General features: G+C 67.5%; 23 protein-coding genes. 20 read left to right on the forward strand and 3 right to left on the reverse strand.

The genetic code is table 11. From position 1 onward, the window contains the following. Positions 1 to 2: 2 nt before the first annotated feature. From AR540_RS13450 to madM, 16 genes are all read left to right on the forward strand, one after another. Positions 3 to 803: an enoyl-CoA hydratase-related protein gene (locus AR540_RS13450; protein ID WP_059229663.1), complete on the forward strand. Its 801-nt coding sequence runs from the start codon at positions 3 to 5 to the stop codon at positions 801 to 803. Continuing rightward, positions 800 to 2,734 carry an acetyl/propionyl/methylcrotonyl-CoA carboxylase subunit alpha gene (locus AR540_RS13455; RefSeq protein WP_059229664.1) on the forward strand — a complete coding sequence of 645 codons (1,935 nt, stop codon included), beginning with the start codon at positions 800 to 802 and terminating at the stop codon, positions 2,732 to 2,734. The genes AR540_RS13450 and AR540_RS13455 overlap by 4 nt, the downstream gene beginning before the upstream one ends. Continuing rightward, a complete protein-coding gene (locus AR540_RS13460; protein ID WP_236712060.1) occupies positions 2,731 to 3,696 on the forward strand; it encodes a hydroxymethylglutaryl-CoA lyase in 966 nt (321 codons plus the stop codon). Before AR540_RS13455 ends, AR540_RS13460 begins: the two co-directional genes overlap by 4 nt. Positions 3,697 to 3,724: 28 nt before the next feature. Beyond that, positions 3,725 to 4,759, forward strand: a complete 1,035-nt coding sequence (locus tag AR540_RS13465) for a LacI family DNA-binding transcriptional regulator (protein WP_059229665.1) — start codon at positions 3,725 to 3,727, stop codon at positions 4,757 to 4,759. Between the two features lie 147 nt (positions 4,760 to 4,906). Then, on the forward strand, positions 4,907 to 6,262 hold the full coding sequence (locus AR540_RS13470) for an MFS transporter (RefSeq protein ID WP_059229666.1): 1,356 nt from the start codon (positions 4,907 to 4,909) through the stop codon (positions 6,260 to 6,262). An 18-nt stretch (positions 6,263 to 6,280) separates the two neighbouring features. Continuing rightward, positions 6,281 to 7,639 (forward strand): glucarate dehydratase, encoded by a 1,359-nt coding sequence (gene gudD / locus AR540_RS13475; protein WP_059229667.1) that lies wholly within the window; start codon positions 6,281 to 6,283, stop codon positions 7,637 to 7,639. Between the two features lie 217 nt (positions 7,640 to 7,856). Further along, positions 7,857 to 8,567 carry a YfdX family protein gene (locus AR540_RS13480; RefSeq protein WP_059229668.1) on the forward strand — a complete coding sequence of 237 codons (711 nt, stop codon included), beginning with the start codon at positions 7,857 to 7,859 and terminating at the stop codon, positions 8,565 to 8,567. Between the two features lie 129 nt (positions 8,568 to 8,696). After that, positions 8,697 to 10,373: a malonate decarboxylase subunit alpha gene (gene mdcA, locus AR540_RS13485; RefSeq protein ID WP_059229669.1), complete on the forward strand. Its 1,677-nt coding sequence runs from the start codon at positions 8,697 to 8,699 to the stop codon at positions 10,371 to 10,373. Continuing rightward, positions 10,373 to 11,230 (forward strand): triphosphoribosyl-dephospho-CoA synthase, encoded by an 858-nt coding sequence (locus tag AR540_RS13490; protein ID WP_059229670.1) that lies wholly within the window; start codon positions 10,373 to 10,375, stop codon positions 11,228 to 11,230. Before mdcA ends, AR540_RS13490 begins: the two co-directional genes overlap by 1 nt. Continuing rightward, positions 11,230 to 11,544, forward strand: a complete 315-nt coding sequence (locus AR540_RS13495) for a malonate decarboxylase subunit delta (protein WP_059229671.1) — start codon at positions 11,230 to 11,232, stop codon at positions 11,542 to 11,544. Before AR540_RS13490 ends, AR540_RS13495 begins: the two co-directional genes overlap by 1 nt. Further along, entirely contained in the window at positions 11,537 to 12,403 is an 867-nt protein-coding gene (locus tag AR540_RS13500; protein ID WP_059229672.1) for a biotin-independent malonate decarboxylase subunit beta, read from the forward strand. Before AR540_RS13495 ends, AR540_RS13500 begins: the two co-directional genes overlap by 8 nt. After that, positions 12,400 to 13,215, forward strand: a complete 816-nt coding sequence (mdcE, locus tag AR540_RS13505) for a biotin-independent malonate decarboxylase subunit gamma (RefSeq protein ID WP_059229673.1) — start codon at positions 12,400 to 12,402, stop codon at positions 13,213 to 13,215. The genes AR540_RS13500 and mdcE overlap by 4 nt, the downstream gene beginning before the upstream one ends. An 11-nt stretch (positions 13,216 to 13,226) precedes the next feature. Then, the gene (locus AR540_RS13510) at positions 13,227 to 13,916 is read left to right on the forward strand and encodes a malonate decarboxylase holo-ACP synthase (RefSeq protein ID WP_082707008.1); all 690 of its coding nucleotides are present in this window, start codon (positions 13,227 to 13,229) and stop codon (positions 13,914 to 13,916) included. Beyond that, positions 13,913 to 14,848 (forward strand): malonate decarboxylase subunit epsilon, encoded by a 936-nt coding sequence (mdcH, locus tag AR540_RS13515; protein WP_059229674.1) that lies wholly within the window; start codon positions 13,913 to 13,915, stop codon positions 14,846 to 14,848. The genes AR540_RS13510 and mdcH overlap by 4 nt, the downstream gene beginning before the upstream one ends. A gap of 112 nt (positions 14,849 to 14,960) precedes the next feature. Continuing rightward, positions 14,961 to 15,365 carry a malonate transporter subunit MadL gene (gene madL / locus AR540_RS13520; protein WP_059229675.1) on the forward strand — a complete coding sequence of 135 codons (405 nt, stop codon included), beginning with the start codon at positions 14,961 to 14,963 and terminating at the stop codon, positions 15,363 to 15,365. Between the two features lie 8 nt (positions 15,366 to 15,373). Continuing rightward, complete coding sequence (gene madM, locus AR540_RS13525) at positions 15,374 to 16,141, forward strand: malonate transporter subunit MadM (RefSeq protein WP_059229764.1); 768 nt, start codon at positions 15,374 to 15,376, stop codon at positions 16,139 to 16,141. Between the two features lie 9 nt (positions 16,142 to 16,150). On the opposite strand, the gene AR540_RS13530 is transcribed toward madM, so the two are convergent. Beyond that, the gene (locus AR540_RS13530) at positions 16,151 to 17,059 is read right to left on the reverse strand and encodes a LysR family transcriptional regulator (RefSeq protein ID WP_059229676.1); all 909 of its coding nucleotides are present in this window, start codon (positions 17,057 to 17,059) and stop codon (positions 16,151 to 16,153) included. Between the two features lie 486 nt (positions 17,060 to 17,545). On the opposite strand from AR540_RS13530, the gene AR540_RS13535 reads away from it, so the two are divergent. The 4 genes from AR540_RS13535 to AR540_RS13550 are packed head-to-tail and all read left to right on the forward strand — an operon-like array spanning position 17,546 to position 21,983. Further along, entirely contained in the window at positions 17,546 to 19,036 is a 1,491-nt protein-coding gene (locus AR540_RS13535; RefSeq protein WP_059229677.1) for a sugar ABC transporter ATP-binding protein, read from the forward strand. Then, positions 19,033 to 20,034 (forward strand): ABC transporter permease, encoded by a 1,002-nt coding sequence (locus AR540_RS13540; protein ID WP_059229678.1) that lies wholly within the window; start codon positions 19,033 to 19,035, stop codon positions 20,032 to 20,034. The genes AR540_RS13535 and AR540_RS13540 overlap by 4 nt, the downstream gene beginning before the upstream one ends. A 47-nt stretch (positions 20,035 to 20,081) precedes the next feature. After that, a complete protein-coding gene (locus tag AR540_RS13545) occupies positions 20,082 to 21,041 on the forward strand; it encodes a substrate-binding domain-containing protein (RefSeq protein ID WP_236712061.1) in 960 nt (319 codons plus the stop codon). Positions 21,042 to 21,089: 48 nt separating this feature from the next. Further along, positions 21,090 to 21,983 carry an amidohydrolase family protein gene (locus tag AR540_RS13550; protein WP_059229680.1) on the forward strand — a complete coding sequence of 298 codons (894 nt, stop codon included), beginning with the start codon at positions 21,090 to 21,092 and terminating at the stop codon, positions 21,981 to 21,983. A 1,237-nt stretch (positions 21,984 to 23,220) separates the two neighbouring features. Here the strand turns inward: AR540_RS13550 and AR540_RS13555 are convergent. Then, a complete protein-coding gene (locus AR540_RS13555; RefSeq protein WP_059229681.1) occupies positions 23,221 to 24,219 on the reverse strand; it encodes a transketolase family protein in 999 nt (332 codons plus the stop codon). Then, complete coding sequence (locus AR540_RS13560) at positions 24,219 to 25,067, reverse strand: transketolase (RefSeq protein ID WP_059229682.1); 849 nt, start codon at positions 25,065 to 25,067, stop codon at positions 24,219 to 24,221. The genes AR540_RS13555 and AR540_RS13560 overlap by 1 nt, the downstream gene beginning before the upstream one ends. Positions 25,068 to 25,071: the final 4 nt, after the last annotated feature.

Genomic DNA, 25,071 nt, shown 5'->3' on the forward strand with positions numbered 1-25,071 from the left:
CCATGACTGACTTCCACACCCTGGAACTGATCCGCGATCCGCGCGGCTTCGCCACCCTCTGGCTCGACCGCGCGGATCGCCACAATGCCCTGGATGCGCAGCTGATCGCCGAGTTGGGCACCGTCCTGGCCGAGATCGCCAGCGATCAGGAACTGCGCTTTCTGCTCCTGCGGGGGCGCGGTCGGCACTTCTGCGCCGGCGCCGACCTCGCCTGGATGCAGGCCTCCGCCCGCCTGGACGCCGCCGCCAACCGCGCCAACACCGAGCGTCTGGCCGAGGTGATGTATCGCCTGCAGGCCCTGCCGCTGCCGACGCTGGCAGTGGTCCAGGGCGCGGCCTTCGGCGGTGCAGTGGGGCTGGTCAGCTGCTGCGACCTGGCGCTGGCCGCCAGTGACGCCACCTTCTGTCTGTCGGAGGTGCGCATCGGCCTGGTGCCGGCGGTCATCGCGCCCTTCGTGATTCGCGCCCTGGGCGAGCGCGCGGCGCGGCGCTACATGCTCGGTGCCGAGCGTTTTTCCGGCGAACGCGCCGCGGAACTGGGCCTGGTGGCCGAGACCGCCGCGGCCGCCGACCTGGAGGCCCTGGTCGAGGTCTGGATCGCCCGGCTGCTGGACAACGGCCCCCAGGCGTTGCGCGCCTGCAAGCGGCTGCTGGACGGCGCTGGCGCGGGCACACCCAGCGCCGAGGTGCGCTCCTTCACCGAGGGCCTGATCGCCGCCGTCCGCGTCACCCCCGAAGCCCAGGAAGGCCTTGCCGCCTTCCTGGAAAAGCGCCGCCCCGCCTGGCAGGAGACCTCGCCATGAGCTTCGACCGTCTGCTCGTGGCCAACCGGGGCGAAATCGCCTGCCGGGTGATGCGCACCGCCAAGGCCCTCGGCCTGGGAACCGTCGCCGTGCACAGCGCCATCGATGCCGGCGCCCGCCACGTGCGTCAGGCCGATCAGGCAGTGGACCTGGGCGGGACCAAGCCGGCCGACAGCTATCTGCTGGGCGAGCGGATCATCGCCGCCGCCCTGGCCACCGGCGCCCAGGCGATCCATCCGGGCTACGGCTTCCTGTCCGAGAACGCTGCCTTCGCCGAGGCGGTGGCCGCGGCGGGACTGGTCTTCGTCGGCCCTCCGGCCGCGGCAATCCGCGCCATGGGCAGCAAGTCCGCGGCCAAGGCGCTGATGACCGACGCCGGGGTGCCCCTGGTGCCGGGGTATCACGGCGAGGACCAGTCCCTGGCCAGCTTTCGCGACGCCGCGGCGCGCATCGGCTATCCGGTCCTGCTCAAGGCCACCGCCGGTGGCGGCGGCAAGGGCATGAAGATCGTCGAGCGCGAAGCGGACCTCGCCGAAGGTCTCGCCTCGGCCCAGCGCGAAGCGCGCTCGGCCTTCGGCGATGCGCGGATGCTGGTGGAGAAATACGTGCTGCAACCGCGCCACGTGGAGATCCAGGTCTTCGCCGACGGCCACGGCCACTGCCTCTATCTCAACGAACGCGACTGCTCCATCCAGCGCCGCCACCAGAAGGTGATCGAGGAAGCCCCCGCGCCGGGTCTTACGCCCGCGTTGCGCCGGGCCATGGGCGAGGCGGCGGTGCAGGCGGCCCAGGCCATCGGCTACGTCGGCGCCGGCACCGTGGAATTTTTGCTCGATGCCCGCGGCGACTTCTTCTTCATGGAGATGAACACCCGGCTGCAGGTGGAGCACCCGGTCACCGAGGCCATCACCGGCCTGGACCTGGTGGCCTGGCAGCTGCGCGTGGCCGCTGGCGAACCCCTGCCCCTCACCCAGGCTCAGGTGCCGCTGCACGGCCATGCCATCGAGGTGCGGCTCTATGCCGAGGACACCGACCAGGGCTTCCTGCCGGCCTCGGGCACCCTGCAGCTCTATCGCGAGCCGGCGGCCGGTCCGGGGCGGCGGGTGGATAGCGGCGTGGAGGAAGGCGACGAGGTGTCGCCCTTCTACGATCCCATGCTGGCCAAGCTGATCGCCTGGGGCGACAACCGCGAACAGGCGCGCAAGCGCTTGCTGGCCATGTTCGACGACACCGCGGTGGGCGGCTTCGCCACCAACCTCGCCTTCCTGCAGCGCCTGCTCGCCCATCCGGCCTTTGCCGCGGCGGAGCTGGACACCGGTTTCATCGAGCGTCATCAGGCGGCCTTGCTGCCCGCACCTGGGGAGCTGCCGGAGGCCTTCTGGAGCCTGGCGGGCCAGGCCTGGCTGGCAACGCTGCCGGCTCCTGCCGATTCCACGTCACCCTGGGCGTCTCGCCAGGGCTGGCGCCTGGGCGGACCGCCGCGCATGGCGCTGCGACTGGCCTGTCGCGGCGAGGTGCGCAACCTGACCCTGGTCGACCCGGTGGCCGTCGAGTTGAGCGGTGATCGGCTCCACTGGCAGGCGGACGGCCTCCGCCAGAGCGCCCGCCTCCATCGCCGTGGGCAGACGCTGTTTATCGAATGGCAAGGTCGTCTCGAAGCCGTCACCTGGACCGATCCGCTGGCCGAGGTCAAGCGCCAGACCGATGCGGGCGGGCTCACCGCGCCGATGAACGCCAGCGTGGTCGCCGTACCGGTGGCCGTCGGCGATGCCGTGGAGGCCGGTACCCCGCTGGTGATACTGGAGGCGATGAAGATGGAGCACAGCATCCGCGCCCCCCGTGCCGGGATCGTCGCCGCGCTGTTCTGCAGCCCTGGCGAGCTGGTGGCCGAGGGCGCGCCGCTGGTGGAGCTGGAGGAGTCGCCGTCATGAGCGATACCTTGCCGACCCGGGTACGGCTGGTCGAGGTCGGACCTCGCGATGGCCTGCAGAACGAGCCCCAGGCGCTGGGTGTCGCCGAGCGCATCCAGCTGTGCAAGACGCTGATCGCCGGCGGCGTGCAGCATCTGGAGGTGGGCAGCTTCGTCTCGCCCCGCTGGGTGCCGCAGATGGCCGGGACCGCAGAGGTGCTGGCGGGACTCGGGCGGCCGCCGGGTGTGGTCCGTTCGGTACTGGTACCCAACCTGAAAGGTTTCGAAGCCGCCCTGGCGGCGGGGGTGGACGAAATCGCCGTGTTCGCCGCTGCCTCGGAGGGCTTCTCCCAGCGCAACATCAACTGCTCCATCGCCGAGAGCCTGGCGCGCTTCGTACCCGTGGTCGAAGGCGCGCAGGCGGCGGGCATCCGGGTGCGCGGCTATGTGTCCTGTGTGCTGGGCTGCCCCTACGACGGCGCGATCGCCCCGGACCAGGTGGCCAGCGTGACCCGCGAGCTGCTGGAGCTGGGCTGCGCCGAGGTCTCCCTCGGCGACACGATTGGCGTCGGCACCCCGGGCCGCACGCGGGCGCTCTGGCAGCGGCTGGGGCGGGAGGTGCCCCTCGGCCGACTGGCCGGGCATTTCCACGACACCTATGGCCAGGCCCTGGCCAACGTCTATGCCAGCCTGCTCGAAGGGGTGAGCGTGTTCGACAGCTCGGTCGCCGGCCTCGGCGGCTGTCCCTATGCCCGGGGCGCCAGCGGCAATGTCGCCAGCGAGGACTTGGTCTATCTGCTGGACGGCCTGGGCATAGCGACCGGCCTCGACCTGGCCAGGCTAGTCGAGGTGGGCCAGCAGGTCTCCGCGCAGCTGGGGCGTCCCAACCAGTCGCGGGTCGGTCGCGCGCCAGGGCCAATCCGACGGCCGATTAGCGCAGGCTCTTCAGGCGCCCATGGCAACCGCCCGAGCTTGCTCCCATAATGGTGCCTTTCTCCTCCAAGGACCTGTCTTGGCCAGGAAGTCCCGACGCGAACTCGCCCAGCAGGGTGGCACCACCGAGCTGCCCCTCACCGTGCGCGAAGTCGCCCTCGCCGCCGGGGTGTCGCCCATCACCGTGTCCCGCGCCCTGCACCGCCCGGCGCTGGTGAGCGACGCCACCCGCGAGCATGTCCTGGCCGTGGTCAAGGAACTGGGCTACGTGCCCAACCTGCTGGCGGGCAGCCTCGCCTCCAGCAAGAGCCGGCTGGTGGCCATCCTGCTGCCTACCATCGCCAACTCCATCTATGCCACCGTGGTGCAGGCGATCATGGAGCGTCTCACCGAGGCCGGCTACCAGGCGCTGATCGGTCCCACCGGCTATTCGCCGGAAAAGGAAGAGGAACTGCTGGAAGCCATCCTCGGTCGCCGCCCCGACGGCATCGTCCTCACCGGCACCCTGCACACCCCGGCCAGTCGCGCACGGCTGGCGGCGCTGAACATCCCGGTGGTGGAAGCCTGGGACCTAAGCGCCGAGGCCCTGGACATGCAGGTGGGCTTTTCCCACGAGCAGGTCGGCGTCGCCCTGGCGGAGCACTTCGTCGCCCGCGGCTATCGCCGCTTCGGGGTGATCTCGGTGGACGACCCTCGCGCCATGCGCCGCAACCTGGCCCTGCAAGCCCGCCTGGGCGAGCTGGGTATCGCCGAACTGCCCATGGCAGTGCTGCCCCTGCCGGCCACCTGGGAGGTCGGCCGGATCGGCTTGGCGCGCCTGCTGGAACGCCCGGAGCCGCCGGAACTGGTGCTGTGCAGTTCCGACACCCTGGCCCTGGGCGTGGTCGCCGAGGCCACCAGCCGCAGCCTGCGCATCCCCGAGCAGCTGGCGGTGATCGGCTTCGGCGACACCACCAATGGCCGCTTCGCCACGCCGGCGCTGTCCACGGTCAGCGTCAATGCCGACGCCATGGGCCAGCGCGTCGCCCAGGCGCTGCTCGATCGCCTGGCCGGTGATCCGACCGCCGTCCATCTGGATACTGGCTTCGTACTCCTCGAGCGCCAAAGCTCCTAGCGATTTTTTGCAGGCACCCACAGATTTAGCAGTTGAATGATAGCGTTATCTGTTTAATGATAACGCTATCGTTGTCAGACGACTTACAACATAAGCCCGCTACACGATGTCAGCCCGCACACAAAAACAAACCAGTGGGAGCTCTCCATGCACGAAACCAAGCAGACCCGCGTCCGCTATCTGATCCTGTTCATGCTGTTCGTGGTGACCACGATCAACTACGCCGACCGCGCCACCATTTCCATCGCCGGCTCCGCCCTGCAAAAAGACCTCGGCATCAGTGCCGTCTCCCTCGGCTACATCTTCTCCGCCTTCGGTTGGGCCTATGTGCTCGGCCAGATCCCCGGCGGCTGGCTACTGGATCGCTTCGGTTCGAAGAAGGTCTATGCCGCGAGCATCTTCACCTGGTCGGTGTTCACCATGCTGCAAGGCTATATCGGTGAATTCGGCATCGGCACCGCGGTGTTCCTGCTGTTCGCCCTGAGATTCATGGTCGGCCTGGCCGAAGCTCCCTCCTTCCCCGGCAACGCCCGCATCGTCGCCGCCTGGTTCCCCACCAAGGAGCGCGGCACCGCCTCGGCGATCTTCAACTCGGCGCAGTACTTCGCCACCGTGCTGTTCGCGCCGCTGATGGGCTGGATCGTCTATCACTTCGGCTGGCAGCACGTCTTCGTGGTGATGGGTGCCCTGGGCATCGCCTTCTCGGTGGTCTGGATGGCGGTGATCTATGGTCCCCGCGAGCATCCTCGCGCCAATGCCGCCGAGATCGACTACATCGCCAGCAACGGCGGCCTGGTCGACCTGGATACCCCCGGCAAGAAGAGCGAAGGGCCCAAGTGGAGCTACATCGGCCAGTTGCTGACCAATCGCATGATGGCCGGCATCTACCTGGGCCAGTTCTGCATCAACGCCCTCACCTACTTCTTCCTCACCTGGTTCCCCGTGTACCTGGTGCAGGAACGCGGCATGACCATCCTCAAGGCCGGCATCATCGCCTCCCTGCCCGCCATCTGCGGCTTCATCGGCGGCGTGCTGGGCGGGGTGATCTCCGACTGGCTGCTGCGCCGCGGCAACAGCCTGAGCGTGGCGCGCAAGACGCCCATCGTGGCCGGCATGCTGCTGTCGATGAGCATGATCCTCTGCAACTACGTCGACGCCGACTGGATGGTGGTGGGCTTCATGGCCATGGCCTTCTTCGGCAAGGGCATCGGTGCCCTGGGCTGGGCGGTGGTCTCCGACACCTCGCCCAAGCAGATCGCCGGCGTCTCCGGCGGCCTGTTCAACACCATCGGCAACCTGTCCTCCATCACCACCCCGATCATCATCGGCTACATCATCGCCGCCACCGGCTCCTTCAAGATGGCCCTGGTGTTCGTAGGGGCCAACGCCCTGGTGGCCGCCATCAGTTACCTGTTCGTCGTCGGCGAGATCAAGCGGGTCGAGTTGCGGGGCGTGCCCACGCCACCCGCCGAAGCCCCGCTCGCCGCTGAAACCTCTCGCTGATCACCAAGGAGCCCGACCATGACGCAATTCGACGCCACTCCCGCCCTGCACACCGGCACCCCGGTGGTCACCTCGCTGGAAGTCGTGCCCGTCGCCGGCCAGGACAGCATGCTGCTCAACCTGAGCGGCGCCCACGGCCCCTACTTCACCCGCAACGTGCTGATCCTCAAGGACAACGCCGGCCGCACCGGGGTCGGCGAGGTACCTGGCGGCGAGAGCATCCGCCAGACGCTGGAAGACGCCCGCCAATTCCTCATCGGCCAGCCACTGGGCCAGTACCAGCGCATCCTCGGCCAGGTGCGCCAGGCCTTCGCCGGCCGCGATGCCGGCGGCCGGGGCCTGCAGACCTTCGACCTGCGCATCACCATCCATGCCGTCACCGCCCTGGAAGCCGCCCTGCTCGACCTGCTCGGCCAGCACCTGGAGGTGCCGGTGGCGGCCCTGCTCGGCGAAGGCCAGCAGCGCGATGCCGTGGAGATGCTCGGCTACCTGTTCTATGTCGGCGACCGCACCAAGACCACCCTGGACTACCGCAGCGAAGCCGAGAGCGACGACGCCTGGTTCCGCGTGCGTAACGAAGAGGCCCTGACACCCGAGACGGTGGTGCGCCTGGCCGAGGCCGCCTATGACCGCTACGGTTTCAAGGACTTCAAGCTCAAGGGCGGCGTGCTCAGCGGCGATGCCGAGATCGAGGCGGTCACCGCCCTGGCCGAGCGCTTCCCCGAGGCGCGCGTGACCCTGGACCCCAATGGCGCCTGGTCGCTCAAGGAAGCCATCCGCCTGTGCCGCGACCAGCACCAGGTGCTGGCCTATGCCGAGGACCCCTGTGGCGCCGAGAACGGTTATTCCGGACGCGAGGTGATGGCCGAATTCCGCCGCGCCACCGGCCTGCCCACCGCCACCAACATGATCGCTACCGACTGGCGCCAGATGGGCCATGCCATCCAGCTGCAATCGGTGGACATCCCCCTGGCCGATCCCCACTTCTGGACCATGCAGGGCTCGGTGCGCGTCGCCCAGATGTGCAACGACTGGGGCCTGACCTGGGGTTCGCACTCCAACAACCACTTCGACATCTCCCTGGCCATGTTCACCCACGTCGCCGCCGCGGCGCCGGGCAAGATCACCGCCATCGACACCCACTGGATCTGGCAGGATGGTCAACGCCTCACCCGCCAGCCCCTGGAGATCAAGGGCGGCCTGGTCGCGGTGCCGCAGCAGGGTGGCCTGGGTGTGGAGCTGGATCTGGACGCCCTCGCCCGTGCCCACGAGCTGTACCAGACCAAGGGCCTCGGCGCGCGGGACGACGCCATGGCCATGCAATTCCTCTCGCCCAACTGGACCTTCGATAACAAGCGCCCCTGCCTGGTGCGCTGAGTCGAATCCGTCCTGCGGCAGGCGATCGCTCGGCATGACGCGGGGCGCTCGCCCCGACCGCGCCTCCCTGCCTCCACCAATTACATATTTAGTTACATCTACCGATAGCCAGCTAAGCGTTCGTTAAGCTCGCGGGATCGACACTGACCTCACGGTATCCCGCAGCCCTGCCCGATACCCCTGCGGTTCCAGTCACTTTCGTATCCGGGAGAAGCACATGAACCTCAATCGTCGTATCGCCAAAAGCCTCCTCGTCCTGGCCATCGCCTCGGTCTTTTCCACCGCCGCGCTGGCCGACACCCGACCCGACGTCGCCACCCAGCAGGTCGCCACCCTGCCGGCGATTTCCCAGCAGGGCCAATCGGCCTTCAAGGACGTGATCGCCGCGCGCCAGGATCTCTTCGAAGGTCACGTCGATCAGGCCAAGCAGCAGCTGGGTGCCGCCGAGAGCGCGCTGCAAACGGCCCAGACCGACAAGACCGCCTATCTCAAGTCGGCCAAGGACCTGCGGGATCAGGACGGCCAGCTCGTGCAGGTCTCCGCGCAGGACGCCAAGGCCACGGCCTGGCTGCCGATCTGGAGCGGTATGGCGCTGCGTGACGACTATGTCGCCACCCCGGCCAAGAATCAGGCCGTGGCCCAGGCCAGCGAGAAGATCCAGCAGGGCGACACCCAGGGCGCCGGCGAGATCCTCAAGGTGGCCGGGGTCGACGTCGACTACTCCACCGCCGTGCTGCCGGCGCAGGAAACCCTGGACCTGGTGCACAGAGCCAGCCAGGAACTGGCCCACGATCAGTTCTGGCAGGCCAACCTGACGCTCAAGCAGGTGCAGAACAACTTGAGATTCGACAACGCCAACGTCGACGTGACCCCCACCAGCTGGTTCTCCAGGACCACCACGGTCTTCACTCCGGTCGACAAGACCTGAGTCGGTCGCAGGCGCCTGAGATCAACGGAATCGTTAACCTCAGCGTAACGATTCCGTAATCAGGTTGATTGAATGCCCGGCAGTCGAGGTCTAGGGTGACTCCACGACAGGTGATACGTGGAGACCCTAATGACAACGACATCCTCCCCACCGGCTCGGATCGCCAGGCGCCGCAGCGACAAGCAGCAGCGCCTGGACCGGGTGGCCGCGCTGGCCGATGGCAAGGTGCTGCCCACCGCGTCCATCGTCGCGGCCCTGGAACAGCTGCTGGCCCCCGGCGACCGGGTGGTGCTGGAAGGCAACAACCAGAAGCAGGCCGACTTCCTCTCCCGCAGCCTGGCCCAGGTCGATCCGGCCAAGCTGCACGACCTGCACATGATCATGCCCAGCGTCGGTCGCGCCGAGCACCTGGACCTCTTCGAACGCGGCATTGCCCGCAAGCTGGACTTCTCCTTCGCCGGCACTCAGAGCCTGAGGATCAGCCAGCTGCTGGAGGATGGCCTGCTGGAAGTCGGCGCCATCCACACCTACATCGAACTCTATGCCCGGCTGCTGGTGGACCTGATTCCCAAGGTGGTGCTCAGCGCCGGCTTCATGGCCGATCGCGCCGGCAACATCTACACCGGCCCCAGCACCGAGGACAGCCCGGCGCTGATCGAGCCGGCGGCCTTCAGCGACGGCATCGTCATCGTCCAGGTCAATCAGCTGGTGGACGACGTGTCCGAATTGCCGCGAGTCGACATCCCGGCGGACTGGGTGGATTTCGTAGTGGTGGCCGATCGGCCCTTCTACATCGAACCGCTGTTCACCCGCGATCCGCGCCACATCAAGCCGGTACATGTATTGATGGCGATGATGGCGATCCGCGGCATCTATGAACGCCACCAGGTACAGTCGCTCAACCACGGCATCGGCTTCAACACCGCGGCCATCGAGCTGATCCTGCCCACCTACGGCGAGCGCCTGGGCCTCAAGGGCAAGATCTGCCGGCACTGGACGCTCAATCCCCACCCCACGCTGATCCCGGCCATCGAGAGCGGCTGGGTGGAAAGCGTGCACTGCTTTGGCACCGAGCTGGGTATGGAAGGCTATATCGCCCAGCGCCCGGACGTCTTCTTCACCGGTCGCGACGGTTCGCTGCGCTCCAACCGCCTGCTCTGCCAACTGGCCGGCCAGTACGCCGTGGACCTCTTCATTGGCGCTACCCTGCAGGTGGATGGTGACGGCCATTCCTCCACCGTGACCCGGGGGCGCCTGGCCGGCTTCGGTGGCGCGCCCAACATGGGCCATGACCCACGCGGTCGCCGCCATCCCACCCCGGCCTGGCTGGACATGCGTCAGCAGACCGGCGACGGCGCCCCAGCGCTGCTGGCGCGTGGCAAGAAGCTGGTGGTGCAGATGGTCGAGACCTTCCAGGAAGGCGGCAAGCCCACCTTCGTCGACACCCTGGATGCGGTGGAAGTGGCGCGCAAGAGCGGCATGCCGCTGGCGCCCATCATGGTCTATGGCGACGACGTCACCCACCTGCTTACCGAGGAAGGCATCGCCTATCTCTACCGCGCCCGCTCCCTGGAAGAGCGCCGGGCGATGATCGCCGCGGTGGCCGGGGTCACCACCATCGGCCTGCGCAGCGATCCGGCCGAGGCCCGGCGGCTGCGCCAGGAAGGCCTGGTGGCCCTGCCCGAGGACCTCGGCATCCGCCGCACCGATGCCAGTCGCGAGTTGCTCGCCGCCAAGAGCATCGGCGAGCTGGTGGAATGGTCGGGCGGCCTCTATCAACCCCCGGCGAAGTTCAGGAGCTGGTGATGCGCGCCCTCGCCCGTCTTGCCCCATCCCCCGCCGAGCGCCTGGCCGAACTGGCCGTATCCGCCCTGGTGGACGAAGCCGAACTCTCGCCCAAGCCGGCCCTGGTGGATCGCCGCGGCCAGGGTGCCCACCGTGACCTCAGCCTCGGCCTGATGCTGACCTCGGCCCAGGCCCTGCAGCCCTGTTTCCAGGCCATGGCAGAAGCCGCCGAGCGGGGGCTGCCCGCCGCCGAACTGCGCCGCCTGATTGGCCAACTGGGGCGTGACGGCGAAGCCGCCATGCTGCAGGTCACCCACGGGGTCAACACTCACCGCGGCGCCATCTGGGCGCTGGGGCTGCTGGTGACGGCGACCGTGCATGAGCGTCCGACTTCCGCCCAGGCGCTGTGCCGGGCGGCCGGGCGCCTGGCCAGCCTGCCCGATCCGGACGCGACCCAGGCGGCGCCCAGCCATGGCCAGCGCGTCGCCCAGCGCTATGGCGTCGGCGGCGCCCGGGCCGAGGCCGCTGCGGGCTTTCCCGCCATCCACCAGCGCGGTCTGCCGCAGTTGCGCGCCAGCCGCCAGGCCGGTGCAGGCGAACAGAACGCTCGCCTGGATGCGCTGCTAGCCATCATGACCGCGCTGGACGATACCTGCGTGCTGCACCGGGGCGGCCCTGCGGCCCTCACCACCATGCAGCAGGGCGCCCACGCCGTGCTGCAGGCCGGGGGCAGCGCCAGTTTCGCCGGGCGGCGCCAGCTGCTGACCCTGGACCGCCAGTTGCTGGCCGCCAATGCCTCCCCTGGCGGCGCCGCCGATCTGCTGGCCGCCACCCTTCTCGTCGATCGCCTGGAGCCCCGGCTCCCCGGAGACCTTTGATGGAACACTTCACCTGCCGCTATCCGGCCAGCCAGCGCCGCCAGGGCCGCGCCCTGGTGGGCTGCGTCGGCTCGGGGGACCTGGAGGTCCTCCTCGAACCCGCCAGCGCCGACTTCACCCTCAAGGTGACCACCTCGGTCAACGGCAGCGAACCGCGCTGGCGCGCCCTCTTCGACCGGCTGTTCGCCACCCGTGAGGACCTGCCGGCCCTGACCCTCGACATCCATGACTTCGGCGCCACCCCTGGCGTGGTGCGCCTGCGCCTGGAGCAGGGCCTGGAAACCCTCGACCTGGAGGACAGCAGCCATGGCTGACGCGACCCTTCCCGATGTCCAGGAGCTGCTGCACAGCCGCAGCTTCGTCGAACTCGGCGCCCGCGAGCGGGCCCGTGTGGTGCTCGATGCCGGCAGCTTTCGCGAACTGGTCGGTCCCTTCGAACGGCTGATGTCGCCGTGGCTGCCCAAGCAGGGCATCGTCTGCCAGGCCGATGACGGCGTGGTGGTGGCCAAGGGGCTCATCGACGGCCAGCCCGCGGTGGTCTGCGCCATTGAGGGCGCCTTCCAGGGCGGCAGCATGGGCGAAGTGGGCGGCGCCAAGATCGCCGGGGCCCTGGAGCTGGCGCTGGAAGACAATCTCGCCGGTACCCCGACCCGCGCCGTACTGCTGCTGGAAACCGGCGGTGTGCGCCTGCAGGAAGCCAATCTGGGCCTGGCCGCCATCGCCGAGATCCAGGCGGCCATCGTCGCCTTGCGCGCGCACCAGCCGGTCATCGGCGTCATCGCCGGCAGCGTCGGTTGCTTTGGTGGCATGTCCATCGCCGCGGGCCTGTGCAGTCAGCTGATCGTCACCTGCGAGGCCCGCCTGGGGCTCAATGGGCCCCAGGTGATCGAGCAGGAAGCCGGCATCGAGGAATACGATTCCCGCGACCGCCCCTTCATCTGGAGCCTGACCGGCGGCGAGCAGCGGGTCGCCTCGGGCCTGGCCGACGTCTTCGTCGTCGACGACAGCACCGCCGTGGCCACCGCCATTCGGCAGGGCTTCACCCGAGGCATTGCCGCCCCTTTGCGCAGCCAGCAGGCCGACCACTACCTGACGCATCTTGCCGATCTCGACACCCGCCCCCAGGCGGATGCCGCCGCGGTCCGTCAACTCTATGCCGGAGACCAGCCATGAGCACCCAGCCTTCGCAACGCGGCCTGACCTGGTTCCAGGCGCTGGCCGGCCAGGGCGAGACCGTCAGCGGCTTGCCCGCCTCCCTGCGCGTCGCCGACCTCGAACTGGCCGGACGCCCCGCGCGCTGGCTGGCGGTGGTAGCGGATGCCGAGAATCCCTTTCCCCGCGCCCGCCAGGGCGAAGTGGGCCTGCTGGAGGGCTGGGGCCTGGCCCGGGCCATCCGGCAGGCCATCGAAGAGGATGGTGACGCTGCAATGAAACGCACCCTGATCGCCCTGGTGGACGTGCCCAGCCAGGCCTACGGTCGCCGCGAGGAAGCCTTTGGCATCCACCAGGCCCTGGCTGGGGCCGCGGGCGCCTATGCCGAGGCGCGCCTGGCCGGGCACCCGGTGCTGGGCCTGCTGGTGGGCAAGGCTATGTCTGGCGGCTTTCTCGCCCATGGCTACCAGGCCAATCGCCTGCTGGCCCTGCGCGATCCCCAGGTGCAGGTGCATGCCATGGGCAAGGCCTCGGCCGCGCGGGTCACCCTGCGCAGCGTCGAGGAGCTGGAACGCCTGGCGGCGGACATCCCGCCCATGGCCTACGACCTGGACAGCTATGCCTCCCTGGGCCTGCTCTGGCGCCAGTTGGAGGTGACCCAGCCCGACCAACCCTCGACCGAAGATCTGCAGCAGGTGCGCCAGGCCCTGGCCGATGCCCAGGCCGATGTGCTCGCCAGCGGTACCACCGATCTCAAACTACGGCTGGACGGCGCCAATCGCGCGGCCTCTCGCGCAGTACGCGAACGCCTGCGGGCGGGATGGAACGCGTGATGAGCGGGCGCATGGCGGGATCTTTGGGCTTCGCTGCGCTCAACCCAACCGACGATGCTCAGGTAGGTTGGGTTGAGCGCAGCGAAGCCCAACACCGCCCTCACGACCTCCTCTGGGGCTTCACCCCGGACGCCCTGCCCGCGCAAGCCCCCAGTTGGGCCCAACAGGTCGCCCAGGCAGGCCTGCCCGTGGTGATCCGCCGCGTGGAACCCGAGGCAGACCGCATCCCGGTCGGCCTGCGCGGCACCACCCGCGCCGAGCGGATGGCAGCCTGGCTGGAGCCTGCTGCCGTACTGCAGCGGCGGTGTCCCGAGGCGCTGCGGATCACGAACGGTTGCCGGGATCTACCCGCCCTCGACACCCTGGCCCGCCTGCAGACCCGGCTGGATGACCTGGGCCTGCCCTGGGGCCCCACCGGCGCCGCGGGTTACGAGCTGGCCTCTGGCTGGCCGGCGCTGCATGCGGGCAGCGATCTGGATCTGCTGATCCGCTGCGCGGCCCCGCTGCCACGCGAGCAGGCGCGGGCCTTGCTGGCGTTCCTGCACGCGCAGGCGCTATGCCGCCTGGATATCCTGCTGGAAACCCCGCTCGGCGGCGTGGCCCTGGCCGATTGGGCCGCGAAGGCACCAAGGGTGCTGCTCAAGACCGTTGCCGGTCCCCAGCTGGTGAGCGATCCCTGGCCGGAGGCGCGCGCCGCATGAGTACCCTCTTCCAGTTTCCCGGCCAGGGCGCCCAGCGGCCCGGCCTGCTGCACGCCCTGCCAGAAGACGCCGAGGTCAAGCGGACGTTGGCGGAAGCCGCCGCGGTGCTGGACCTCGATCCCTTGAGCCTGGACTCGGCCCAGGCCCTGGAACATACCCGCGCCGTGCAGCTCTGCCTGCTGATCGCCGGCGTCGCCACCGCGCGCCTGCTGCTGAGTCGCGGCCCGGCGCCGCAACTGGTGGCCGGTCTGTCCATCGGTGCCTATGCCGCGGCGGTGGTGGCCGAGGCCCTGGACTTTGCCGATGCGCTGCGCCTGGTGGCCCGTCGCGGCGAATTGATGCAGGCGGCCTACCCGTCCGGCTACGGCATGCTGGCGATCCTGGGCCTGGGGCGTGGCGCGGTGGAGAGCCTGGTCGCTGACCACCATCGCCCTGCCGCGCCGCTGTACCTGGCCAATGCCAATGCCGAGCAGCAATACGTGGTTGCGGGCAGCGATGCCGGCCTGGCCGCGCTGGCCGAAGCCGCGCGCGCCCAAGGTGCCGCAGCGGCCAAGCGCCTGGCCATGAGCGTGCCGTCCCACTGCCCGCTGCTCGCCGAAGCCGCCCAGACTCTTGACCAGGCCTTTACCGAGGTCGAGCTACGCGCGCCCCGGCTGGCCTATCTGAGCGGTACCTCGGCACGACGGCTGGTGCGTGCCGAGCAGTTGCGCGACGACCTGGCCTTCAACATGGCGCGGCCCATCGAATGGCACGCCACCCTGGAAGCCGCCCGCGAGCGTGGCGTGCGCCTGGCCATCGAACTGGCACCGGGTAGCGTCCTCAGCCAACTGGCCAGGCGCGTCCTGCCTCCCGCTGGCGTACTGGCCTGGCAGGATACCCACCCCGAGACCCTGGACGCGCTGCGGCGCGAGGAGGCGGCGCGACTGGACTGAGCATCCCCGTATGGCGGCTGCCCTCACCCCAACCCTCTCCCAGAGGGAGAGGGGGTAAAAACGAGCGCGGTGCCAGGCTTCACCCCCCCAAGCACAACCGAGGACAACAACAATGATCATCTACGGTGTCGCTTTACTTTCCCTCTGCACCCTGGCCGGCATCTTCGTCGGCGAAGTCCTGGGCCGGCTCATCGGCGTGCCCGCCAATGTCGGCGGTGTCGGCATCGCCATGTTGCTACTGATCTTCTTCAGCAGCTGGATCAGCAACCGAGGCACCGGACTCAAGCCCAAGACCGAACAGGGCGTGGAATTCTGGAGCGCTATCTACATCCCCATCGTGGTCGCCATGGCGGCGCAGCAGAACGTGGTGGGTGCCCTGCACAGCGGCCCCATGGCCATCCTCGCCGGCCTGACGGCGGTGGGTATCGCCTTCGCGCTGGTGCCGGTGCTCGACCGCCTGGGCCGCAAGAAGCCGGCCACCGCCACCCCCGCTCCCCTTAGCCAGACCGCCCGGTGACCGCCATGCTGATCGAAGCCTTGAGCAAGACCACCCAGTCCTACGGTTTGATCGCCTCCTTCGCCGTCATCGGCGTCATCATGTGGGTCTCATACTGGCTCTCCGACAAACTCACCCGCGGCCGCCTGCACGGTTCGGCCATCGCCATCTTTCTCGGCCTGCTGCTCGCCTATGTCGGCGGGGTCATCAGTGGCGGCCAGAAGGGTCTGGTCGACCTGCCGCTGCTGGGCGGCCTGGGCCTGCTCGGCGGCGCCATGCTGCGCGACTTCGCCATCGCCGCCACGGCCTTTGGCGTCAACATGCGCGAATTGCGCGAAGCGGGCATCGCCGGGGTCATCGCCCTGCTGATGGGGGTGCTCTCTTCCTTCATCGCTGGCGTCGCCATCGCCCTGGCCTTTGGCTACACCGACGCCGTGAGCCTCACCACCATAGGTGCGGGCGCCGTGACCTACATCGTCGGTCCGGTGACCGGCGCGGCCATCGGCGCCAGCTCCGACGTCATGGCGCTGTCCATCGCCGCCGGCCTGGTGAAGTCCATCGTGGTGATGATCGCCACGCCCTTCCTGGCACCCTACATCGGCCTGAACAATCCGCGCACCGCGGTGATCTTCGGCGGCCTGATGGGCACCTCCAGCGGCGTGGCCGGAGGCCTCGCCGCCACCGATCCGCGCCTGGTGCCCTATGGTTGCCTGACGGCGGCCTTCTACACCGCCTTGGGCTGCCTGCTCGGCCCTTCGCTGCTGTTCCTGGCAACCCGCGCCGTCGTGGGCGGTTGAGACGCGGCGTCAGCCGCGCGCGTACATCCGGCATTCGGCGACGAAGGCCAGCAGATTGGGATCGCGCTCGCGGCTGCGCAGGAACACCGCGCCGATGCGCTGCTGCAGCCGGTAGCGCGGTGCCAGGGGCAGCAGCTTGAGGCGACTCTGGTAAACCGCCTCGACCCGCCCGGGCAGCAGCGCGTAGCCCACCCCGGAGCTGACCATGCTCATCAGCGAGAAGATATCGTTGACCTGCATGATCACCTCCGGCTCGAAGCCGGCCTGGGCGAACACCTGGCGGCCATCGCGAAAGGTGGCGAAGCCCTGGGTCAGGGTCACGAAGGGCACCCCCGCGAGGTCGCGCAGGTCAACTTCGGCCTGGTCGGCGAAAGGCGAATCGCTGGGCGCGGCGAGAAAGATGTCGTCGCTGAACAGCTCGACGCTCTCGCAGTCGGCATCCACCACGGCGTCGTCCAGGGCCACCAGCATGGCATCCAGCTTGAAGTCGTGCAGTTGCTCGGCGAGGTCGGCGTTGGAACCCAGCACCAGGTCGATGTTGAGTTCGCTGCGCCTGAGCTTGAGGCCCATGATCAGCTGGGGCACGGTTTTCACCGTCAGCGAATAGAGCGCGCCCAGGCGAAAGCGATCGGCCGAAAAGCCGGCCGCCTGCCGCGTGAGTCGTACCGTCTCCGCCAGGTCCTGCAGCAGTCGCTCGGCGCGTGCCTCCAGCACGAAGGCGCCATCCAGCGGCGTCAGGGTGCGCCCCTCGTGCTTGAACAGCGGGCAGCGCAGGGCGTTCTCCAGGGAGTGAATCGCGCGATGCACGCTGACATGGCTGGTGCCCAGCTCGGCGGCGGCCCGCGCCAGGTTGCGGCTGCGCATGAAGGCCAGGAAGATCTCCAGCTTGCGCAAGGTGAGGTCATCGGTATCGGACATGGCGGCCAGCGGGCGATGGAAGACAGCAGACCACCTTGCCCGGATGGGTGGATGACGTCGAGAGCTGCGTCTCGAAACCCGAACCCTACTTCTCCAGCCTAGGGCGGCACGCTGGTAATCGGTTCCCGATGGGCAGCGATGCCACCAGAGTTTCCTCGATCGCCGGGGCCGCGAGAACGACACCCATCAGGTTGGACAAGACACGCAATCGACTGCGCTGAATTTTTTTCAGTATCGAATGAACCTGGCTAGCTTGCTGCCCATGGTCACCCCTATCACTCTAGCCTCCACCAGCGTTCCAGACTGAAAAAAATAAGAAAAGTCGGAGATCGTCGTCATGCCCCGTGCCTTCGCTGCAGCTTTCGTAAGCCCATCCCTCCGGATTCACTGCGCGCTCTACCATTCCCACACCGGCAGCCCCTTGCCCTGATGGTTACTCCTCACCTCAGCAATTGACTTTCGCTGCAATCCGAGGAGAACGCCATCATGACACCGTTTGATTTCCCCAATGCTCCCCTTCTCAGCGCCCGTGGCCTGGTCAAATGTTATGGCGCCACTGCCGTGCTGCAGGGAGTCGACTTCGAAGTCGCACCCGGAGAAATCCACGCCTTGCTCGGTGGTAATGGCGCTGGCAAGTCCACACTGATCCGCATCCTTTCGGGCCATGCTGATCGCGACGGCGGAGAGCTGGTCTATGGGCGGCGATCAGGCCAGACGACGGCTAGAGCGGCGCCCTGCAATGTCGCCGTGGTCCATCAGGAGTTGGCGCTGCTGCCACAGCTGAGTGTCATGGAAAATATAGTCCTGCCGTTGCGGCGCAAGGGAGGACGGCTGTTTGATCGGCGGCAGGCGGCAGCTGTAGCGCGGGCAGCGCTGTCGCAGCTGGACGAGTCACTGGCCCGTCACGCCTTGGGCCGACCGGTGAATGAATTGTCGCTGCACCAGGGGCAGTTGGTCGAGTTGGCCAGAGCACTGGCATCCGGCGCCGATATCCTGTTCCTCGACGAACCTACCACCAACCTCTCCGCCAGCGAGACCGAGCGTCTGTTCGCGGTGCTGCGGCGGCTGGTGCGCGAACATGGAGTATCCATCGTATTCGTCTCCCACCGGATGAAGGAGATCCGCCAGCTCGCCGACGTCTGCACCATTTTGCGTGACGGACGCACTGTGGCTAATCGCGAAGCCTTGGACGACTTGAGCGATGCCGCCATTGTCGAGCGCATGGGCCAGCTACGTGCGGTGGCGGTGGCCTCCCGCACCGAGCGACCCGTGCAGACCGGGACACCCTTGGTGCTGGAGCATGGCGACCTGCGGCTCAGCGTCACACCGGGCAGCATCCTCGGTCTGGCTGGCTCGCCGGCAGGCCCCGCTGCACTCATCGCCATGCTGATCGGTGCCAGCCGTGGCGGAGATTGGCGTCAACGGCTGCCGGGCTGGCCAGCGCGTTTCACTTCACCTGCGCAGGCGGTGCGTTTGGGCGCCGGCTTCGTCTCCGGTGATCGCGCCGCCAAGGGCATCCTCGCCACCCTACCGATCATCGACAACGTCATGGCCTCGCGTCGCGTTGTTCAGCGCCAACTCTGGGCGGGACGCCACGAGCGCCGCGATTGTCCCGAGCTGCTGCGCACCCTGCAGGTCAAGGCCGGTGCACTGCACGACCTGCCGGCCACCCTCAGTGGCGGCAACCAGCAGAAGCTGCTGCTGGCTCGTTGGCTGGCGTTACCGACTCGCCTGCTGGTGCTGGAAGAGCCCACCCGAGGAGTCGACATCGGCACCAAGCGAGACATCTACCGCCTGATCCGGGAACTCGCCGAGCGCGGCACCATGATCATCTGGTGGTCCTCCGAGAACGCCGAGCTAGTGGAGCTTTGCGACCGGGTACTGGCCTTCGACACCGGAGGTCGCTGCGTCGGCCTGCTGGAGCACGAGGACCTCAACGAAGATCGGCTTACCGCGTTGACAGGAGTGGCAGCATGAACACCGAAGTCCAGGGGGACGTCCCCGCCACCTTCGTGCCTCAGCGAGAGAATCCTCTGGCGCTCTATCGCACCGAACTCGCCATCGCCACGGCCATGGTGGTCATCGTGCTCGGCGTCGGCTGGCTGGTTCCACAGGCGCTGAGCTGGGGCAATGCCGCCAACGTCGCCCAGGCGGCGGCGCCCCTGATCCTGATGTCCCTGGGGGTGTTGCTGGTGGTGATCACCGGTGGCATAGATCTGTCCGTGGGCTCGGTGTTCTCCCTTACCGGCATGGTCACCGCCCTGGCGATGGCCCAGGGACTGGACAGCGTCACCGCCAGTGCCTGCGGCCTTGGCGTGGGCTTGGCGATCGGTGCCCTCAACGGCGCTCTCGTCACTCTGGCCGGACTGGCCCCCTTCGTGGTGACCCTCAGTACCTACGCCGTGGCGGGCAGCCTTGCGTTCATCGTCACCAACGGTCGCTCCATGCCAATCAACGATACCGATTACTGGCTGCTCAACGGCGGCAGCCTGATTCCAGGCCTGCCCAACTTTCTGACCTTCTGCCTGGTACTGCTAATCGTCATAGAGCTATTCCTGCGCAAGGTTGTGGCTGGCCGCTGGCTCTACGCGGTAGGCAGTAGCGCCTCCGCGGCACGGCTGCTGGGCATCCCGGTCAAGCGCACGCAGTTCCTAGCCTACGTGGCGTCTTCCCTGCTGGCTTCCTGCGCCGGTCTGCTAACGGTTTCCTACATTCTCAACGCCGAATCCACCGCAGGTGCCAGCCTGATGCTCCAGGCCATCGCTGCGGTGGTGATCGGCGGCGCCAGCCTGGCCGGCGGCACCGGTTCAGCGGTGGGAGCCGTGCTCGGTGCCTTGATGATCACGGTGATCCAGAATGGGGTGAACCTGATCGGTATCAACAGCTTCTGGCAGGGTTCGGTGACCGGTACGGCGATTCTAATCGCGGTACTGATCGACCGCTTCAGCAAATCCCGCAACGCCTCTCGTCGATAGGAAGAACAACAATGAACTCGACCTCCCCTCGCTCCCGCTCAAGTCGATTGCCCCTTGCACTCGTCTGCGCCGCCATCCTGCTTGGCGGACCAGCCCGGGCAGCGGACAAGCCGACCGTGGCCTATCTCGCGCCGTCCCTGGACATTTCCTACTGGCAGTGGGTGGGCTACGGGGTCAAGCAGCAGGCGACCAGGCTCGGCATGGACTATGTGGAGTACACCTCGGAGAACTCGCCGGCCAAGCAGATGGACAACATCCGCACCGCCTTGACCCGCGGCGTCGACGCTGTGGTCATAGGCCCAGTTAGTTCGACCAGTACCCCGCCACTGCTGGCCTATCTCAAGTCACGAAACATACCGGTGGCCTTCGCCGGCATCGGCCCCCAAGCAGGCCAGCAGGATTACACCAGCGCCGTCACGGCAAACAACTACGACACGGGCAAGGCTCAAGGTCGCTTCGTCTGCCAATTGGCCAAGGAGCGCGGCAGCAACCAGGTGGGGATGCTGTCGCTGCCACAGGACAGAGAGAATGCCCAGAAGTACCTCAAGGGCGCGCGCGAAGCCTTTGCCAGCGATGGCTGCGACCTGGTGCAGGTCCTCGAAACCCGTGGCCTGACGGTGAACGAGGCTGTCACCCAGGCCAAGGACATGCTCACTGCCCATCCCGATATACGTGCCATCTACGGCATGTACGACGAGGCCGGCACCGGTGCCGCCAAGGTGCTGGCGACCCAGGGGCTGACCGGCAAGGTCGCCGTGGTGACGGCGGACGGCAGCCCTACCACCATCAAGTTGCTGCGCGAGGGCGCTCTACAGGGGATCTTCCTGCAGGAGGCGGTCGGCCAGGGTATCGACGGTACGGAGCAGGTCCACCGGGCACTTCAGGGACAGCCCACCACTCGCGACCTGGCGCTGGTGATGCCGCTGGTGACAAGCGAGACGCTGAAGGATCCGCAGGCGCTCAAGACGCTGGAACGCGTTTATCCACCGTCTGCCGGAGCCTATTGAGATCATCTCGCCGCTCATTATCGACGTCCGCTTCGACGAGGATTCGCCATGCAAGACCTGCCCATCATCGATGCCCATCACCATCTCTACGACTTGAAGCGTAATTACTATCCCTGGTTGCAGGACGGGGTAAAGCCGATCGTCTTCGGCGATTACACTGCGATCTGCCAGAGCTACCTGGTAGAGGATTTCCTGGCCGACGCCAGGCGGCAGAACCTGGTGAAATCAGTGCATCTGGACGTGGGCTACGATCCGCGCGACCCTGTAGGCGAGACCCGATGGCTGCAAGAAATGGCGGACAGCCACGGGTTCCCCCATGGCATCGTCGGCTACGCCGACTTGTCGCGGGGGGATGTCGCCGACATCCTCGACGCCCATCGCGAGCACCGTAATTTCCGAGGGATTCGCCAGTCACTGAACTATCACCCCGACCCGACCAAGACCTATCTCGACCGATCCGGCGTCTCCAACGAAACGGCCTGGCGCCGCGGCTTCGCGGAATTGGCCGGACGCAGCCTGTCATTCGACCTACAGATCTATTACCCGCAGATGGAAGACAGCTACCAGTTGGCCAAGGCCTTTCCCGATACCCAGATCATCCTCGACCATACCGGGATGCAGGTCGATGGACCCGCACACTTCCAGGCGTGGCGCTCGGCGATGAGCCGCCTGGCCCAGGCGCCCAACGTGGCCTGCAAGATTTCTGGACTGGGCATGGGTGACTGGCAGTGGACGTCTGAGAGCATTCGCCCTTACGTACTGGCCGCGATCGAGATCTTCGGCGTGGAGCGCTGCATGTTCGCCAGCAACTTCCCGGTGGACAAGCTCTTCAGCAGCTATGACGCCCTCATCGAGGCGTTCAAAGCCATTACCGCGGACTTCAGCTACGCCGAACGCCTTCGCCTGTTCCACGATAATGCCCAAGGCTTCTATCGACTTTGAGCCGTCAACTGGCAGGAGGCTATCCGCTAACCTCTCCATGCAGCCCCGCCAACCAGGAATCGAAGGCTGGACAGTTGGGCCTGGGACATACCGTTCAATCGTAGTTGGCCCCTCCGCGCCAACCAAGAGGTATATACCGCTTGCCGCCGGTCGCGATAACCGGCAGCCGAGTGTTTGGCGAAGGGCCACGGCCCAACTGTGCAGCCTGTGTCGCAGCGGGTAGGTAACTCGGCAAGGTTGCCGGTGGAAGTCGCCCCGCTGACCTCCGGGGCCAACCGCCTCAGCCCGTTCGCCAAGGTCTCCCGAGCCACGGACATAGGCCGAGGCGGCGGGCACCGCCCTGAACATCGTGGCAATCGAGACACCTCTGCCGGGGTCCTTCGAACAGTCCAGCTTCACAGGGCGTGCGACCCTGAGCTCAAAGAGGGGCCACCCAGGAACGGCCGCAGAGGCCTTGCCTGAGTCCGGCCGACCGCTACGCCATCCCGGGTCGATGCAACCGAGGCAGCTTTCGCAGGCCCCGGAGGGAGGCCAGTGACTCGTGGCGCCGGACGGGCGGGTCGGCGGTCAGGACCGCTGCCGAGTTGCCACTGGCAGCGGATAGAGATTCAGCCCAGTCGCAGGAAGGCGTCAGTAGCCACAGTCAACGGCAGCGCCTAGGCAGACCGCCGGATACCTGAGCTGACTTTGATGATCGAGACGGGCGCTCATGGAGACGGTATCTGTGCCACTTACAAGGAAAGCGGTGCCCGATGGCGGCGCCTGGGCGTTGAGAGCCCCGCACCCGCACGATGCCGTAGCGTAGCCGTCAAGGCACTGGACAGACTATCTTTCAGCGCCAAGCTAGACGGTTGCTCCAGCGAGTGGAATTGGTCGACAACCTCAAGGCCTTTGCTCATCTGCCAGCGTCAGACGCAGGCGTTACCCGCCGAGCAAGAGCCCCAGATTCATTCCGGGCTATCGTTGCATATGCTGATTACTGCCATTAGCAGTGGAATCGGCGTCTACTGGCGAAATCGGACGAGGTCTTCAGAGTTGCCGATCATCCCGCCACGCAAACCGCCTGGGCTCCATACCCCTCGAGCCGACGGCGTGCCGATCTGGGCGTTGATCCGCCACCGGAGCAGCGACGTCATCGGGTACGCCTGGAGTGGGACGGGTATAAGAAAGCACTTCCCTACTCGGAGAAAGCTGCTCGGGCTGCGCGGCCGCCATAGGTGACCGCGCAGTCAGGTCCTTACAACCAACCCTTGATCTGCTGGCAGACCGCCGTGGTGGAGATGCCGTAGCGATCATGGAGGGTCGGCAGCGCCCCGGCGTCGAGGAAGGCGTCGGGCAGCGCGATCTGGCGGAAGGTGGGGGTCACGCCGTTGCGCAGCAGAGTGGTCGCCACCGCCTCCCCCAGGCCACCGATCAGCGAGTGGTTCTCCGCCGCCACCACCAGGCGTCCCGGCTTGCGGGCTTCCGCCAGGAGGGTCGCTTCGTCCAGCGGCTTGATGGTGGGCACGTGCAGCACCGAGACGTCCACCCCATCCGCGGCTAGGGCCTCGGCGGCCTCCAGGGCGCGCATGGTCATCAGGCCGGTGGAGACCACCAGCACGTCACGACCGGGGCGCACCACCTGGGCCTTGCCGAGCTGGAAGCGGTAGTCGTAGCGATCCAGCACCAGGGGCACGTTGCCGCGCAGGAGGCGCATGTAGACCGGCCCCTGGTGGGCGGCGATGGCCGGCACCGCCTGCTCGATCTCCAGGGCGTCGCAGGGGTCGATGACCATGAGGTTGGGCATGGCGCGAAAGATCGCCAGGTCGTCGGTGGCCTGGTGGCTGGGGCCGTAGCCGGTGGTCAGTCCCGGCAGGCCGCAGACGATCTTGACGTTGAGGTTCTCCTCGGCGATAGCCATGCAGATGAAGTCGTAGGCGCGCCGCGAGGCGAACACCGCATAGGTGGTGGCGAAGGGTACGCAGCCTTCGCGGGCCATGCCGGCGGCGGCGCCCATCAGCAGTTGCTCGGCCATGCCCATCTGGTAGAAGCGCTCGGGGTGCGCCTTGGCGAAGACGTGCAGGTCGGTGTACTTGGCGAGATCAGCGGTGAGGCCGACGATGTCCTGGCGCTGTTCGGCCAGGGCCGCCAGGGCGTGGCCGAACGGGGCCGGCCGGGTCGGCTGGCCCTCGGCGGCGATGCTGGCGATCATCGCCGAGGTGGTCAGGCGTGGTTTGGTCGCGGTGCTGGTAGTCATCAGAAGTCCCTCCCGGCATCCAGGGCGTCGAGGGCCAGGGCCCATTCGTGCGCCTCGACGCGGATGAAGTGAGTCTTATCGCGGGTTTCCAGGAAGGGCACGCCCTTGCCCATGCGGGTATCGCAGAGAATGATCCGGGGCTGCCGGCCAGGGTGCTGGCGGGCGCGGTCGAAGGCCGCGACCAGCGCCTCCCGGTCGTTGCCGTCGACGCGCTGGACGAACCAGCCGAAGGCCTGCCAGCGTTCGGCCAGGGGCTCGAAGGCCAGGATCTCGCGACAATGGCCGTCGGCCTGCTGGTTGTTCACGTCCACCAGGGCGATGAGATTGTCCAGCTGCCAGTGGGAGGCCGACATGGCCGCCTCCCAGGTGGCGCCTTCGTTGAGTTCGCCATCGGACAACAGGTTGTAGACGAAGGCGCCGGACTGCTTGCGCTTGAGGCCGAGACAGGCACCCACGGCGATGCCCAGGCCCTGGCCGAGGGAGCCGCCGGTGATCTCCATGCCCGGGGTGTAGGCGGCCATGCCCGACATGGGCAGACGGCTGTCGTCGCAGCCATAGGTCTCCAGCTCTTCCTGCGGCACGATCCCGGCCTCGATCAGCGCGGCGTAGAGGGCGATGGCGTAGTGACCGATGGACAGGTAGAAGCGATCGCGCCCTTCCCACTCGGGGTCCTGTGGCTGGTAGCTCAGGGCGTGGAAGTAGGCGACGGCCAGGACGTCGGCGACGCCCAGGGCCTGGCCGACATAACCCTGGCCCTGGATCTGGCCCATGCGCAGGGCATGGCGGCGGATGTTATGGGCGCGCTCGGCCAGCGAGAGCGGTACGAGCTGTGGCGAAGAAGCGGTCATGATC

Origin of the sequence: Pseudomonas sp. EpS/L25 (genome assembly GCF_001512295.1) — a bacterium.
Lineage (GTDB): Bacteria > Pseudomonadota > Gammaproteobacteria > Pseudomonadales > Pseudomonadaceae > Chryseomonas.